The organism is Pseudomonas sp. H2_A10 (genome assembly GCF_054680085.1).
In genome coordinates this window covers 3,818,781-3,835,003 of the sequence record NZ_CP162821.1, presented here as the reverse complement: position 1 = coordinate 3,835,003, position 16,223 = coordinate 3,818,781, and the positions used below count along the sequence as shown (strand labels likewise).

General features: G+C 58.5%; 10 protein-coding genes. 5 read left to right on the top strand and 5 right to left on the bottom strand.

Annotation, left to right across the window (positions count from 1 at the left end):
• The first annotated feature begins 49 nt into the window (after window positions 1–49).
• Window positions 50–4,753, top strand: coding sequence for a hypothetical protein (locus AB4O23_RS18030; RefSeq protein ID WP_460116727.1), 4,704 nt, complete (start codon window positions 50–52; stop codon window positions 4,751–4,753).
• A 44-nt stretch (window positions 4,754–4,797) separates the two neighbouring features.
• On the opposite strand, the gene AB4O23_RS18025 is transcribed toward AB4O23_RS18030, so the two are convergent.
• The 5 genes from AB4O23_RS18025 to AB4O23_RS18005 form a co-directional block, all read right to left on the bottom strand.
• Entirely contained in the window at window positions 4,798–5,175 is a 378-nt protein-coding gene (locus AB4O23_RS18025; protein ID WP_017528049.1) for a response regulator, read from the bottom strand.
• A gap of 78 nt (window positions 5,176–5,253) precedes the next feature.
• Window positions 5,254–6,447, bottom strand: a complete 1,194-nt coding sequence (locus tag AB4O23_RS18020) for a hybrid sensor histidine kinase/response regulator (protein WP_017528050.1) — start codon at window positions 6,445–6,447, stop codon at window positions 5,254–5,256.
• Complete coding sequence (locus AB4O23_RS18015; protein WP_017528051.1) at window positions 6,441–7,040, bottom strand: chemotaxis protein CheB; 600 nt, start codon at window positions 7,038–7,040, stop codon at window positions 6,441–6,443. The genes AB4O23_RS18020 and AB4O23_RS18015 overlap by 7 nt, the downstream gene beginning before the upstream one ends.
• Window positions 7,037–7,867, bottom strand: a complete 831-nt coding sequence (locus AB4O23_RS18010; RefSeq protein ID WP_017528052.1) for a CheR family methyltransferase — start codon at window positions 7,865–7,867, stop codon at window positions 7,037–7,039. The genes AB4O23_RS18015 and AB4O23_RS18010 overlap by 4 nt, the downstream gene beginning before the upstream one ends.
• Window positions 7,868–11,365, bottom strand: coding sequence for a response regulator (locus AB4O23_RS18005; protein ID WP_065879064.1), 3,498 nt, complete (start codon window positions 11,363–11,365; stop codon window positions 7,868–7,870).
• 260 nt (window positions 11,366–11,625) lie between these two features.
• Here AB4O23_RS18005 and AB4O23_RS18000 point away from each other — a divergent pair, with 260 nt between their 5' ends.
• The 4 genes from AB4O23_RS18000 to AB4O23_RS17985 all read left to right on the top strand — a co-directional run bounded on the left by AB4O23_RS18000 (window position 11,626) and on the right by AB4O23_RS17985 (window position 16,087).
• Entirely contained in the window at window positions 11,626–12,273 is a 648-nt protein-coding gene (locus AB4O23_RS18000; RefSeq protein WP_460150216.1) for a hypothetical protein, read from the top strand.
• Window positions 12,270–13,565 carry a hypothetical protein gene (locus AB4O23_RS17995; protein WP_460138660.1) on the top strand — a complete coding sequence of 432 codons (1,296 nt, stop codon included), beginning with the start codon at window positions 12,270–12,272 and terminating at the stop codon, window positions 13,563–13,565. Before AB4O23_RS18000 ends, AB4O23_RS17995 begins: the two co-directional genes overlap by 4 nt.
• A 33-nt stretch (window positions 13,566–13,598) precedes the next feature.
• Complete coding sequence (locus AB4O23_RS17990; protein ID WP_460060197.1) at window positions 13,599–15,473, top strand: hypothetical protein; 1,875 nt, start codon at window positions 13,599–13,601, stop codon at window positions 15,471–15,473.
• Between the two features lie 251 nt (window positions 15,474–15,724).
• On the top strand, window positions 15,725–16,087 hold the full coding sequence (locus AB4O23_RS17985) for a response regulator (RefSeq protein WP_460060196.1): 363 nt from the start codon (window positions 15,725–15,727) through the stop codon (window positions 16,085–16,087).
• The last annotated feature ends 136 nt before the right edge of the window (window positions 16,088–16,223 follow it).

Genomic DNA, 16,223 nt, shown 5'->3' with positions numbered 1-16,223 from the left:
GTATATGCCGCTGGGGTGAAACTGAATCCACCTAGGAACCCATCCAGCCATGATCGCTTCGCGCCTCGTTCATCCAACGCTTCAGATTCCCTCGAATACACCGGCCGACAGCGCCGCGCGCCGTCCACGCGCGGTGACGCCCCAAGAGGCTCCCCGGCATGTGCCTGAAACCGCCGCGCAGAGTGCGCGCGACATAGCCGACAGTGAGCTGGCATTGCGTGTGGCGCAAACACAGCGCCTTGCGGCCAGGACCGGCGAGCTTCGTTATATAGAGAACATCCCTCCCGCCTCCTCGTTCGGCCAATGGTGGTCACACCTGAACAATTTGATGGCGAGCCCGCACTTTGTTGTGTGGGCAAGCCGCAACGGCATTGATCGTTCGAAACCTATCGAGATCAGCCCCGCGAGCAATTACATCGTTGCCGTCGTCGACGGTAAGCCAAAGACGTTTTCGGGCTTCGCGCAAGGCTATTTGTGGACGTCGATGATGGCGCCGATCATGCAGGCCGCAAGCGCGCTCACTTCCAGGTCCGACTATATTTACTCCCCGGTCAACAGAACCACCGCCGACTACCGCGAAGTCGCCGATTTTTATGGTGAGGCCATCACCGGGCAAACCCGTGAGGCGCTGGGCATTCGCGCCGCAGAGCTTGAGCAGTCAAAAGCCTTCGGTCCGGCACGATTGGCGCCTGAGCGATCCGAACAGGTACTGCGCGACGAACAGGCCAAACTGGCGGAGCTACACAACCAAAGGACGGCGGCCTTTAAGTTGATTCCTATCATCATTGAGGCGCAAAAGCTCGCTGACGCCCCGGCAACTCCAAGGCGGCGGCCAGCCTCCGAGCGGTTGCCGTCGTTCATTCGCGATGAATTAGCCCGCACGACGTTCAGGCTGCATGGCGACTCGCTCAACAAAGGCTTGGATGACGCCCTTACGGTCAGCCTCGAAAAATACCTCAGCGATAAAGGCTGGAAGCTGCCCGACAGCATCGACGAGTTGATAAATGTGGGCGAGGCACTGGATACCCCGCCACTTGCAGGGGCGTCTCACGGTAACTTCGGCGGCGCATTGGCCTGGCCGATTCCGCTGAGTGATGCTGACAGGTCCAGCATGAGGCGTAGCCTCAGGCAAAACACGCTGGGCATCAGTGGTTTGCAGAATTACCAATCGAGCCAAGGTTTGCTGGGCTATCTGACGCGCAACGAAATTTATTCAACCTCCGAGCTGAGTAACCCGACGCAGTTCATTCAAACCCTTCTGGCGACGCCCAAGGCCCAGGCGCTGGGCGTGGCGCTGCAGCAGAGATATGAGGGGGTATCGACGCCCGATAGCATCAACGACTGGACCCTGGGCGCCCTCGGCGCGACCCTGGACGAAGAATCCGAAGCGGGCAACACGTCGAGCCCCGTCAGAACCGGCGTCGCCGGTTTTGACCTGGCCAACTATGCGCATTGGGGCCGGCACCCTTCAGCCGTAGTCGCCGGGCTGACCAGTCACCTGGTTGCCAAGGGACGTGCCAGTGTGGAGATGGCGCCGATTGCGGCCCACTTGTTGTTGTCACGCCGCGCACCGGCGTTTTTGGTCCAGAACATCCCCGACAACGTGACATGCGGTTCCCACAGTTGGGTCAGCTTCAGTGTCGCCGTGGCACGCCTTGAGCATCAGGCGCCGGGCGCAACCGCGCACATGAGCTATGCCGACGTCATGAAGCGGGCCGACCTGGCCCCCGTCACGGAGCAGGAGCAAGAGGTGGAACAGCAGGCCCAGTGGGCTGCGCTTAAAGATTGGGGGGTAGCCAATGGGGTTCTGCAACTGAACACCTCGGATGACTACAGCGCCGACCAGATGAGTCGCGTCACTCGGGCGTTCAATGACCAGATTGCACAGCTGAGCGAAGCCTCAAGCGCCCTCTCCACCCCCATGCCTGAACGCAAGAAAATGGCGCTTGATGAGCTCAAGCGGGTTTACGGCGACCGGATACCATTCGAGAAAAAATGCATCACATCCGTCCCGGAACAACGTGATTTTCCGGGGCCTTATTCGGTGCTGGATCTTTACCTGCACGGCACTATCAGCACGCCTCCAGCCTCCCATTGGTCAGCAGGTAATCAATTCGACTTCCGGACTATCTCCGGTAAGGCTGACCAACTGGCTGACATCAATGCACGCTTCGCAAGCGAGCTTCCCCAGTACTGTTCCTCCGCTGAAAAGGCGATTGGCACGCAAGTCAAGCACCTTATTGCGACCCTTGCGCTCGAAGACAGAAAAAAGATCGAGTGCGCACAGATCACTACGCTCCAAGAGTTCCGCGTCTCCCACACGGGTTTCAGTCAAACGCTGAACGAAACGAAAGTACCCGGTGCATTACTGATTAAAGCGGTGCTCGGCGGTGACACTACCGTGTATGAAATAAATCTGAACGACAATACGATTCGCCAACGTGCTGAGCTAAAGGATTATCCGCTGGGGCCGCAACTGTACAGCGATGGTCACACCCATAAGAGCCCGATGCTCAAGGCAATCACACCTTCCGGCACTTATTCGGCAAGCGTTACCGATGCAAAACGCCAGAGCGGCACGCCCAACAGCTTTGCAAGCGAGAGAACCCGGTACATTGCCGACACCCTGGTAAAACATATCGGCATCCGTGAACTGGCGGATGAGGCCAAGGGCGTGACGACGTTCGACACCGAGGTTCCGTTCTACCAAAAAGCCCGCGAATTTCTGCTCAACCTGATCCCCTTACGGTCCGCTATTCAGAATTTTCGGGCAGGTAACGTGCGTGACGGCGTGATTGATCTGGTATTCGATGCCTTCGGCTTTGCCCTGGCGTTGGGCGCGGCGGCTAAAGGCGCCAAAGCGCTGCATGCCGGTGCGTCCGCTGCAAGTAAAGTCGCTCACGGTACAAAGATTATCGGGCGCGCGGCGCTGGGCACGCTTAACCCGCTGGACGGTGTCACCGATATCGGGCGCGGCCTGATTGCCGGCGGTAAAAAAGTGTGGTCATCCAGCGCTGGTGAACTGCGGCAATTACGCGGGCTGGCTCATACGTCAAACGGCTATGACCTGATATCGGCAAGCAAACGCTACGATTCATCTTCCTTTGGCACCTACCGAATCAACCATCAAATTGTCGAGGCGCCGGCGGTTATGCGGCACGGCAAGTGGTACGCCTACAACCCCGCCAATGGACAACCCTACGGGACGCCCTTACAGGATTTCCTGCCCTCGGCCCATATTGATACGCAGGGGCTGGGCAATTGGGCAACGGCAGCCACGGCGCGCAAGCCGCTGGATGAGCGTGTTGTCGGCGACTGGAAAAAAACTGTCGCGACTCACCGAAATGGGCCCGATAAGGAAGCCTTCGAGCAGGGTTATCGGTATGGCGATCTGCAAACGATCAGCGGAGCACGCAATAACATGACGATTGCGCAGGTTATGACCCTGGCCGGCAACAAGGACCTCACGACGGAGCAAGTCGGGATGTTGGTGCGAAAATATGATGACATCGCCTACGAGCCCGGGCGAAGTGGCTCCGCCCGGTTTATCGATCGCATCGAACCGAGATTCGGTGAGGTAACGGCCATGCCGCAGGTTATTTACCTCACTCAGACCGCACAACTGGCCGAAGGGCAATGTGCAGCGCTCGCACGCGCCATGGCCAGCGCGATGGCAGAGGGAAAGCAAGACGTACTGATCAAGAACATGTACACCGCCGCAGCCTTTCCCAGGGACCCGGCGTCCAGGGATTTCATCGACAAATTAAACAGGCTTCAAACTCAGGTGGGGTCCCAGGCTGCGTTCCACGCAGGGCAGCCCATTCGGCAGGTCGCCTATCAAGACATGATCAAGGAACTGGCGCAGGCGCACGCCTCGAAATCGGTCATGATTGACTCGCCAGGCCATGCAATGGCGGCAGGCGTAAAAATAAACGGCGCCGACAAGACTTACTACTTTTACGACCCCAACCATGGCCTTGCCACGTTTCCAAGCGCCGAAGCCATGCGAGGCGGGCTTGATAAGGTGTTCAACGACAAGAAGCTGGCCAAGGGCTATAAAACCCACGGCACTGAGCGCAATAAACTCGAATTCAAGGTCTTTGATCATGATGATGCGTGGCAACAAAAAAACAGCGTATTCACGCCAGACCTCAAAGCCCTCTACGACACGCCCATCACGCCTTCCCAAGGGCCACGCAGCCTCTCGAACGCTGAATTGAAGCACCATTGGGAGACGTTGCACGCGCATCCGGACAATCAGGGCCTGATCTGCTACGAAGCGTCGATACGCATAGGGCAAGCTGAAAAGACCCTCTCGCCCAGCGTATTGGAGACGGTGAAAGCGGCCACCAACCGCACAGGCGGTTCCAATTACTCCGCAGGCTATCTTGAGTTGATGGGCATCAAGCCGGACAGCCTGAAAACCACCTTCAATCCGGCGCAGATCACGGAGTCAGGGCTCTTGAACTTCAGGCACGCGTATGAGGGCGGGGAATTTGCCCACACCGTCTACATTCAGAAGACCCATCACAACGAGCTGTTCCTGTTCAACACCAACAGCCCGGACTTGGACCTGGCCATGATCAGCAGTGGGAATACCGGGCAGATCAGCGGTGGAGTGACCGTCTACAAGCTCGGCAACGGCGAAGGTCTTCAGCGCTTTTTGAACGGCTTTAATGGAAAAGTCGGATGGGAATTTGCCTACACACCCGCCAGCACGCTCAATGCCAATGCGCGCGCGTTACAGCCTTGAATCTCTGAGCCAAACGGCGCCTGGATGCTCAGGCGCCGCCAGTCTCAGGCAAGCAACCGCTGGATATGTTCTTGCAGCGTATCCAGGTCAAACGGCTTGGCCAGGATCGGCGCGTTGCGCGTGATCGGACTGTTACAGTCGAGAATTTCCTGCGGGTAACCGCTGATGAAGATGACCTTCAGTTCCGGCCGCACTTTAAGCGCCGGCTCGGCGATCTGCACGCCGGAGATACCGCCCGGCAGGCGGTAATCCGTCACCATCAGGTCCAGGTGCGGCTTGGTCGCCAGAATCTCAAAGGCTTCCTTACCGTTTACCGCCTTCAAGACCCGATACCCCAGGCCCGCCAGGTATTCACCCAGCACAAACATAATGGATTCGTCGTCTTCGACGATCAGTACGACATCTTGCGCATCTTCACTCATGGGAAGCCTTTGTCCGGTCAGTTGCTGCACGTACGACCATGGGGTCACGCAGAGGTTGCGTCAAGGTGACGATTGATTTCATGCCGACGAATCCAGGGGCAGGCACACCCGAAACAGGGCGCCCTCGCCTATCCGGCTCTCGACCTCGATGGTGCCGCCATGGGCCGCAACGATCTGCTCGGAGATAAACAGCCCCAGGCCCAGCCCCGCCGACACCTGGCTGGCGGATACGCGCTCGAACTGCTGGAAGATACGCTTCTGGTTTTCTTCGCTGATGCCGATGCCACGGTCGCGCACTTCCACCCGCGCTTCACCGTGTTCGGTGTACACCCGCACATCCACCGGGCTCTTGGCCCCATAGCGCAGCGCATTCGTGAGCAGGTTGGTGATTACTTGCTCGATACGGAACTCATCCCAGTTACCTTCGACCGGCCCTTGCGTCTGCAACTGCATCGACGAATCTGCGGCGGCCACTTGCGGCGCGAAATTTTCTACCAGGTTGCTGACCAGTTGCGCCAGGTCGAAGCGCGCCGGGCGGATCGACAGCTTGCCGGTGCGAATGCGCGACACGTCAAGCATGTCTTCGATCAGGCGGATCAGGCTTTTGATCTGGCGCTCATCGCGGTCGACCATGGCGTGCATCTTGTCCAGGGTGAATGCCGCCGCGTTATCCCGGGCCAGGTGCATCTTGCGCAATTGGGTTTCAAGGATCAGCCCGTTCAATGGCGTACGCACCTCATGGGCGACGATCGACATAAAGTCGTCGCGCATGCGCACGGCCTGTTCCAACTCGGCCTGGGTGGCCTGCAGGCGCGTGAGCAGCAACTCCTGCTCACGACGGCTGCGCTCCAGGGCTTCGACCTGTTGCTTCATGGCCTTGCTCTGGCGGTACAGGTCGACGAACACGTTGACCTTGCTCTTCACCGCATGGATATCCAGCGGCTTGTGCAAAAAGTCCACCGCGCCGCTTTCATAGCCTTTGAACGCGTAATTGAGTTCACGCCCGGCGGCGCTGACGAAGACGATCGGGATGTTCTTGGTCTTTTCGGTGCCGCGCATCAGTTCGGCCAGCTCAAAACCGTTCATGCCGGGCATCTGCACGTCGAGAATCGCCATGGCGAATTCGTGTTCCAGCAACAGGGACAAGGCCTCGTCGGCGCTCAATGCCTTGAACACCTGGCGGTCCTCGCGCTTGATCAGCGCTTCGAGGGCCAGCAGATTTTCCGGCAGATCGTCGACGATCAGCAGTTTGGCCTGGACAGTACTTAGCATGGTGAGGGTTCCAGGGAAGCCAGCAACGCGGCAATGCGGCTCAAGGTCAGAATATGGTCGGGGGTGTGCAGGGCCAGGGCGGCCTGGGGCATCACGGCAATCCGCGCTTCATTTGGGTCTTGCACGATGGTGGTGCCGCCCGCTTGCTTGACATGGGCCAGCCCGCGCGCGCCGTCCTGGTTGGCACCGGTCAGCAAAATTCCCAACAGGCCTTTGCCATAGGCATCGCCTGCCGAGGTAAACAGATAGTCGATGGCCGGCCGGGAATGATGCACGCGGTCTTCCTGGCTCAGCGACAGGCTACGGTCCTGCTCCACCGATAGGTGGTACCCAGGCCCGGCAAAATACAACCGGCCCGCTTCGATCAGCTCTTTGTCGCGAGCTTCCTGCACCGGGATGCGCAGGCGCCGCGCAAAGACTTCCGCCAGTTGGCTGCGGCGTTCATCGGGCAGGTGCAGCACGGCAATGATCGGCAGGCCGAAGCCGTCGGGCAGCTCGGCAAAAATGCTCAGCAACGCCTCGACGCCGCCGGCGGACGCGCCGACGACGATGGCTTCAATCCCGCGAATCGGGCTGGCTACAGCATCGTTCATGATTTTCGGTAGATCCGTTCCTGCTTGACCAAGGGTTCGAATTGCTTGCCGTAGGCAGAGAAATCCAGGGTTTCCTTGCTGCCCAACACCAGGAAACCACGATGGCACAGCGACTCATGGAACAACCCGAATGCGCGATCTTGCAATTTTTTATTGAAGTAAATCAATACATTGCGGCACGAAATTAATTGAGTTTCTGAAAACACGCTGTCGGTCGCCAGGCTGTGGTCGGCGAACGTCACGTTTTCGCGCAGCGTCTTGTCGAAGATCGCGTAATCGTAAGCCGCTGTGTAGTAGTCGGCAAATGAACGTTGCCCGCCCGCTTGCTGATAGTTGGCGGTGTAGGCCCGCACATTCTCCAGGGAGAAGATGCCCTGCTTGGCTTTGTCCAGGGACGCCGGGTTGATGTCGGTGGCGTAGATGATCGTGCGCTCCAGCAGCCCTTCTTCACGCAGCAGGATGGCCATCGAATAGACCTCCTCGCCCGTGCTGCAGCCGGCGATCCAGATCTTGATCGAGGGGTAGGTCTTGAGCAGCGGCACCACTTCCTGGCGGATCGCCAGGAAGTGCGAAGGGTCGCGAAACATCTCGCTCACTGGAATCGTCAAAAACTGCAGCAACTGCATGAACGCCGCCGGGTCGTGTAGCACCCGTTCCTGCAATGCCGAGATGGTCGCGCAGTCGAACTGGCGCAAGGCATGGGCCACGCGGCGCTTGACCGACGCCCCGGAATAGTCGCGAAAGTCATAGCTGTACTTGAGGTAAATCGCCTCAATCAGCAGACGCAGCTCGATGTCGCTGCTTTTTTCCAAAAAACAGTGCTCCACTTAAATACGTTCCATCTTCGGTAGCCATACGCGAATGAGTGAGAACAAACGGTCCAGATCAATCGGCTTGGCCAGGTAATCGTTGGAACCGGCCGCCAGGCAACGCTCCTGATCGTCCTTCATCGCCTTGGCCGTGACCGCAATAATCGGCAGTTTTTTCCAACGCGGGTCCTGGCGGATCAAGGCGGTAGCCTCGTAACCGTCCATTTCCGGCATCATCACGTCCATCAACACCAAGTCGATGTCTTCGACTTCATTGAGCTTGTCGATGGCTTCGCGGCCATTACGGCCGATCACGACCACGGCGCCTTTGTGCTCCAGGGCGCTGGTCAGGGCGAAGATATTGCGCACATCGTCGTCCACCAGCAGGATCTTGCGCCCTTCAAAGACTTTGTCGCGGCTGCGGGCGGTCTTGAGCATCTTCTGGCGTTCATGGGACAGCTGGGATTCGACTTTGTGCAGAAAGAGTGTGACCTCATCCAGCAGGCGCTCCGGCGAGCGTGCGCCCTTGATGATGATCGAGCGCGAATATTTGCGCAGCTCGGCCTCTTCGTCGCGGGTCAGGTTGCGCCCGGTGTAGACGATGACCGGCGGGAATGAGCAGATGTCCTCGGTGGCCATGCGCTTGAGCAGCTCATTGCCGAGCATGTCCGGCAGTTTGAGGTCGATGATCATGCAGTCGTAAACGTTGCCGCGCAGCAGGTCGAGGGCTTCCTGGGCAAAGCCGACGGCGGTGATCTCGATATCATCGTCGCCGATCAGGCGGGCAATGCTGTCACGTTGCAGGTCATCGTCTTCAACCAGCAGCACGCGCTTGACCTTCTGGGTCAGCTTGGCTTCCAGGCGCGCGAACACGTCCTTGAGTTCTTCGCGGGTGGTGGGTTTCACCGCATAACCGATGGCGCCCATGTGCATGGCGGCTTCGACGCGGTCCTCCACGGAAATCACGTGCACCGGGATATGACGGGTCTCGGCGTGTTCCTTCAGACGTTGCAGCACGGTCAAGCCGGAATGGTCCGGCAGGCGCATGTCCAGCAGGATCGCGTCGGGGATGTATTCCTCGGCCAGGCTGTAGCCCTCGTCCGCACCGTGCGCCACCAGGCAGTGGTAGCCCAGCTCATGGGCCAGGTCGAACAGGATGCGCGCAAAGTTGGGTTCGTCTTCCACCACCAGGATGCAGCGGCTGGTGAACGGGGCCTTGTCGCGGTCGTCGGCAAAGCGTGGGATCAGGTCCGCATCGGCCACCGGTAATGGCGACACCTTGACCGGGGCCGGTGCAGGCGCCACCACGACCTGGCGCGGCTGCTCGATTGGCGGCGCGTCGGCCTCGCGTTCTACGTACTGCTCCGGCAATACCAGGGTAAACACGCTGCCCTTGCCGGGTTCGCTGGTCACGCTGATGTAACCGCCGAGCAAGGTGGCCAGGTCGCGGGAAATCGACAAGCCCAGGCCGGTGCCGCCATAGCGGCGGTTGGTGGTGCCGTCGGCCTGGCGGAAGGCTTCGAAGATGCTCTCCTGCTGGTCCGGCGCAATGCCGATGCCCGAATCGCGCACGGTAAAGGCAATGCCCTGCCCCGGCGCGCGCGACACCGACAGGCTGACCTCGCCCTGTTCGGTGAACTTGATCGCGTTGGACAGCAGGTTCTTGAGGATCTGCTCCAGACGCTGGCGATCGGTGAACAGCATGCCGGGCGCATCAGCCTGCACGTCAACCTCAAAGCCCAGTTTGCGATCCGCCGCCAGAGGTTCGAACATCCCGCGCAAGCCCTCGATCAGCCGCGTCACGCTGGAGTTTTCCGGGCGCACTTCGAGCTTGCCGGCCTCCACCTTGGAAATATCCAGGATGTCGTTGATCAGGTTGAGCAGGTCATTGCCGGCCGAATAGATCGACTCGGCGAACTTGACCTGTTCGGCGCTGAGGTTCTCCTGGGGGTTCTCGGCGAGCAACTTGGCCAGGATCAGCGAGCTGTTGAGCGGCGTGCGCAGCTCGTGGGACATGTTGGCGAGGAACTCGGACTTGTACTTGCTCGAGCGCTGCAGTTCTTCGGCACGGTCTTGCAATTCGAGCTGGGCCTGGTTGAGTTCACCGTTCTTGCGGTCCATGGCGTCGCGCTGCTCGGCCAGGGTCTGGGTCTGCTCGGCCAATTGCTCGTTGGTTTGCTCAAGCTCGGCCTGCTGGGTTTCCAGGTGGGCCTGGGACTCCTTGAGGATGCGCGACTGCTCCTCCAGCTCTTCGTTGGCGGTCTTGAGTTCTTCCTGCTGCACTTGCAACTCTTCGTTGAGCTGCTGGGTCTCGGCCAGCACTTCCTGCAGGCGCTGACGATAGCGTGCGGCTTCAATGGAGGTGCCGATATTGCCGGCGATCAGCTCCAGCAGTTCAACATCACGCTCATCCAGCGGCCGCAGGAAACCCAGCTCGATCACGCCATTGACCCGATCGTCATCGCTGGTGGGCACCACCAGCACGCTGCGGGTCGCGCCTTCGCCCAGGCCCGAGCTGACCTTGAAATAATCCACCGGCACGTCGTCCAGGCGAATCAGGCGATCCAACTGCGCGGCTTGCCCGACAATGCCTTCGTCGCTGTAGATCGACTGTTCGAGCTGTTCCTGCTCGCGGGAGAAACCATAGGTGGCCACCCGCTTGAGGCCGCCGTGTTCTTCGCGCACATACAGCGCCGCGACCGCCGACCCCATGTACTGAGCGAAGAACTGCAGGATATTGCGCCCAAGCATGTTCAGGCTGAGCTGGCCCAGCACCTGCTCGGCCAGTTCGGTCTGGCCGTTGCGCAGCCAGGCCTGGCGTTCCAGGCGCCGTGCGATCTTCTGTTGTGAAGCGATGTTTGCGCTGTAACTCTCGGATAATTCGAGCAAGTTCCGTCGGCCGGCATACGCCAGAAAACCACTCAAGCCGAGCACGAATACCAGATACAAGGTCACGCTGATCACGGTGGTACGGGTGACTTCGGTATTGCGGGCGATACGAAACTGCTGCTCCATCGCCACGGCATCGTCGTATTCCTTGCGGATCTCATCGGTCAGGCGCTTGCCGCGCCCCGCCTTCACGGCGCCGCGAAAGTCGCCGCTCTGGCGCTGCATATCAATCATCGACTGGGCGTATTTGTTCCACTCCAGCTGCAAGGCTTCCAGGCGCTTGAGGCGATCAACCTGCTGCGGGTTGTCCGCCACCAGCTCCTGCAGGTTGCGCAGGTCGGCGAGGATCCGCGGCTTGGCCACTTCGTACGGGTCGAGAAAATGTTCGTCGCCGGTAATCAAGTACCCGCGCATGCCGGTTTCCAGGTCGACCGTCAGCTTTGAGGTTTCATTGAGATTGTTGATCACCCGGTCGGTGTGCTCCACCCACTGGACCACCGACAGCAAATACGTGATCAGCACCACGAAAAACACCGCGCTGAGCACGCCCACGCCCAGGGGCAAGGCCACGTTTCGGCTCAGGAGGGTACGAAAGCTCTTTTCATCGACGGTCGACGCGGGAGTCATGGGCATGCCTTGGCCAGGTGCGGAAAAACCGGGAGTTTGCCCCAGATTGGGGTTGGAGGGCTACGTTTGTGATGCTTTTCGCGGAGCATGCCTACACATATCAGACACGCATGCGGGCTGTGGCATCGGGACTTGCACACGAATTCTGACAACCGTAACGGAATGTACGCAGGACGACTGCACACACACAGGGAGTGGCCGAGGGTTCAGGGAAGCACTTTTCGGCGCGGTACCTTCCCAAATTACGACAGGTAAATGTAATGACTTCGATCACTAGCCTCCCGGCCCCCGCCATCGTCAATCTTCCCCGTGCGGAAACGCCCCACGCCTCCGCGAGCGCAATTGAACCCGCCATCGCTCCAGGGCCAGAGGCCCCGGCCGGCGTTTCCGGACTTCAAACCGCATTAGCCAACCAACGCAACTGGGAGGTGTTGGCGGCCAAATTGAGCGCCGTGCATCAGGACCTCACCGCACGCGTCCCTGCCGACAACTCACTGACGAGCGCCGAGGTGACGAGCCGACTGGCCCCCGAGAGCCAAGTCAGCCTTGAGTCGTTCTTACTGCAAAATGGCTTGAAGGTACCGACCTCATTGGACGCGCTGGGTGAGCTGGTCAAAACCCTGAACCAGAAGGCCGCGTTGCACCCGCTGGGCAATCTGGGGGGTGGGCTTTCCTGGCCGGTGCCCATGACAACAGAGGGCCGGCAGAGCATCGCCGACTTCCTGCAGTCCAATAACACTTCATTGGCAGGCTTACCATTGGCGGATGCGAGTAAAGGCGCATTGGCTTATTTGCTGAGCGGCAGCCCAACAACCGCGGCCGACCTTCAGGCGCCACGTACAGCGCTTCAACAATTGCTGGACACGCCCAAGGCCCAGGCGCTGGCCAAGCCCTGCAGACGCACTTGAAGGGCGCTTCATCAGGTACCAGCATTTATGACTATCTATTAACGGCCATTCAGGTGGGGCTTGATCCGGAGTCGCTCACTGGCCCGGTCCGTAATGCTGTGGCTGGTTTTCAGTTGGACGCACAGGCGCAATGGGGGCAACACGCTTCTGTCATTGTGGACCGGCTGAGTCAACACTTGATCGACAGTGGCCGGGCGACCACTCAAACCGCCAAATTCGCCGCTCATCTCCTGCTTTCACGCACCGCACCGCAGTATCTGGTCAAAGACCTTCCCGCCAGCGTGACGTATGGCAGCATTGCCTGGTCTCAACTAACGATTGAAGTGGCCAAGCTGGAGGCGCAGGCACCGGGCAGCGTACAAAACATGTCCTATGCCCAGGTATTGCTCGCAGCTGAAGGCATGGCGCTCGCTGATGATCGGGTTCAGCGTGAAGTCTTGAGGGATTGGGCCGTCGTCAACGGTGTGTTGGAGAGCGCCGAACAAGTGCCGGGCGATGCGCAAATCGAACGCATCAGAATCCACTACAACAGTAAGTTAGAGGCGCTGACCCACGTCTCCACCCAGCTCCAGACGCCCTTTCCCAGCCGCAAGGCAATTGCCCTGTACTGCCTGAAGCAGGAATTCCCCGACCACGACCCCCAGATATTTGAGCAAAAGGTGCTGCAAAAGCGCTTTGGGAACACGCGTCGGGGCGATCCGACCTTGCGTTCGATGCTCGACATCGCGATGGAGGGTGACAAACTCCAGTCCGGCTTCCGTTGGGAAAGCAGTCGCAGTCTCGTGCCGATGACGGCATTCAATGCGTACTGCAGGTCTGAGCGTTTCCACGTCGTTGATGTGTTTAATACCCAGTACAAAGAAGCGCTGGAATCTCAAAGCGAAGGCCATGCGGGGATGGTCAAATACCTGCTTTCCAAGCTACCGCTGGAGGATCGAAAAAACCTTGAGTTTGGCAAGATAGAGTTCCTGCACACCAATGATTACAAGGTAGCGATGGATGTGCTTTCGCCGCTCACCTTGGAAAAACGCGGGCATACACTGCACGTAAAAACCACGCGAAACGGCGAAGTCAATATTTATGAGATTGACACCCGTAAGGCGAGCATCGAAAAACAGAACTACCTAAGCAATAAGTTCAGCGAGCCCTACAGCCGCGAGAAGTTGGATACGCGCACGGCGAACATTATTTCCCGAACCGAGCTCTTTGATCCCTACAACGGCGAGCGTGCCAATCAAACCGGAGGATGGGTAGGTGCTGATCACACCGCAGAGTGGACCGGTGCTGATTAAACGCCGTATAGCTACGGTGGCTCTCGAACAAAGTTGATTGCTGACGCCTTCGTCAAATCCCTGGATCTCGGCAATGAAGACTTATTGAATTACGCCAAGGGCGTCACCTCTTACGATAAGGCTCGACAGGTGAATGCGGCAATAGGTGAGTTTTTTCTGAACCTCATCCCTTTTCGATCCGCCATCGTCAACTTCAAAAACGGCCAGGTAGGCGACGGCTTGTTTGATCTGGGGGTGGACATCATCGGCTTGGTAACGTTGGGCGCAGGCAAGGCGGCTCAGGCCTCAAAAGCTCTGGCCAAGGGCGCTCATAGTATCAGCGCCGCAGGCAAGGCGGCCAAAGTTGCCAAATTCATTGGCGTTACCGCGCTTGAGGCGCTCAACCCGGTCGGCGGGGCGGGCGATGCATTGATGGGCGCGACAAAGCTGGCGGGCAAAGGGCTTGCCAAAACCGGCGAATGGCTTAACAAGTTCAAGGGCGCGAGCGGTAGTTATGACTTGTTGAAAGCGGCCAGTAAAACGTATGACGTCGCCGCGCTGGGCACCTACAAAATAGCCGAGCAGACCGTCGGCGGCAGCGCTGTATTCAGGGAGGGAAAATGGTATGGCTATGACGCCATCAACCATCGCCCGTATGGCCCGGCGCTCAAAGACTTTACGCCGAAAGTGGCTGCGCTCGAAGGCGAAATAAAAGCGTTTGCCGACAGCTGGTTTGGCAAGATGATCGGTTCGGTATTGGCGCCACCTGCGAATAACCCTAACTATCGCCGTGACTTCATGGCCGCTGTGGCCAACGCCAAAACCGAGGACAAGGCAGCCTACATACTGGGCCAGAACAACGTTAAACCAGACGCTATCTATGGCTATTCCACAGCACTGAGTATTGAGGATTTGAAACGTCTTGCCGTTGCCGAACGCCGTACGCCAGCAGAGCTTGGTAGCCTGGTAAAACGCATAGATGAACTTGAAGCGCTGCCCGAGCGTTTTAAATCCGCACGTGAAGCTGCGCAAATCGTCGACGCAGACATGTTTAAGAAAGGCTACGACTCGGGGAACCCAGAACGCATCCGCGAGTTTTCAGACACACTGACTAACTACCAGCTCGCAGAACTTGCCATTGCCCCCGGGCGTACATCAGAAGAGTTTGGACAGCTGGTCAAGTATTTGGAAAATCGACGAATCAAAGTCAGCCAGGAGAACTTCAAGGAATTCGCTGCTGAAATCACTGCCGCCGGTGGCAAGGCAACGCCGATTCCCCAAGGGTATTACCTCAGTCAAGTCTCCCCGCTCTCGGGCGGCGAGTGCGCGGCGCTTTCCAATGTCATGGCCGCCGCCGTGAGGCATCGCAAGCAGGATACGTTTATCAAGAACCTGTATGTCGCGATGGTGCCTACGCTTAGCCCCGGCGACATTGCCCAATTGCGCAAAACCGACCCCGTCAACGCTGGTATCCAAGAGCTCAAGGCATCGAAAGTTGCCAAGTTCAACGACCAGATAAGTCAGCTGCAGGAAATACTGGGCGGTCAATTCCATCATGGTATGCAGGCGAGGCAGGTTCCTTACACGCAGATCATTTCAGAGCTGGCCGGTGCCCGCACTTCAAAAACCCTTTTAATCAATGGCCCCGATCACGGCTTCACCGCCGGCGTGGTTATTTCCAATGGCAAGAAGGAATGGTTTTATTTCGACCCTAACTATGGGAAGGCGACCTTTTCCACGGAGGCGCAAATGAGCGCCGCGCTGGAAAGCACATTAAAATCCGGCAGGACTAAATACCTGTTGGCACATTTCGGCCAGAACCCCCAGGTGCCTGAGTACAAGATTTCGGTATTCGAGGAACCCGCGTTGAATAGCGTGACCGCCACCGTGCCAGGTAGCGTGCAGGACTTGTTTTTGACTGATCTGTAAGCCATGCCCCAGGCCCAAAAGTGCAGGTGCGACGGTCGATTTGCCAGGCGACCGTCAACCTGACGCTTTTGCGCCTGCCTGCGGGCAAGTCCTTTCCCGGCGGGCATTTCACCTCGTCACAAGACATCAAGGCCTATTGCCTGCACAATAGCCTTCTTTTGTCGGGAACTTGCCGGGGCGCAGACAACTCAGTAGAGGATGGTCTTCGGACTGAGCAAGCCCCCGCCCTCCCATCTTCAGGACGCCTCTTTATGCCCTCCACCTCCACCATCCTTGTCGTCGAAGACGACGACATCGTGCGCATGTTGATCGTCGATGTATTGGAGGAGTTGGCGTTCCGTGTGCTGGAAGCCGCCGACGCTGGAGGTGCGTTGAAACACGTGCAAAACCCTGACCAGAACATCCACCTGATGATGACGGACGTCGGCCTGCCGGACATGGACGGCAAGCAGTTGGCCAACAAGGTGCGTGAATTGCACCCCGCCCTGCCGATCCTGTTTGCCAGCGGCTATACCGAAAACATCGATGTGCCCGCAGGCATGCACGTGATAGGCAAACCGTTTTCCATCGACCAGTTGCGCGACAAGGTCAGGTCTATCCTCGGCACTGAATGATGTCGGCTTGCCAGTGCCGCCTTCCGGGGCGGCATTTTTGTGTCCGGCCCGCACAGATTTACGTGACCTGCGGCGAATAAAAACGGAAACTCAGCGCGCTCGTGCGCCATTCAACACATTTCTTCAAAAGCACTCA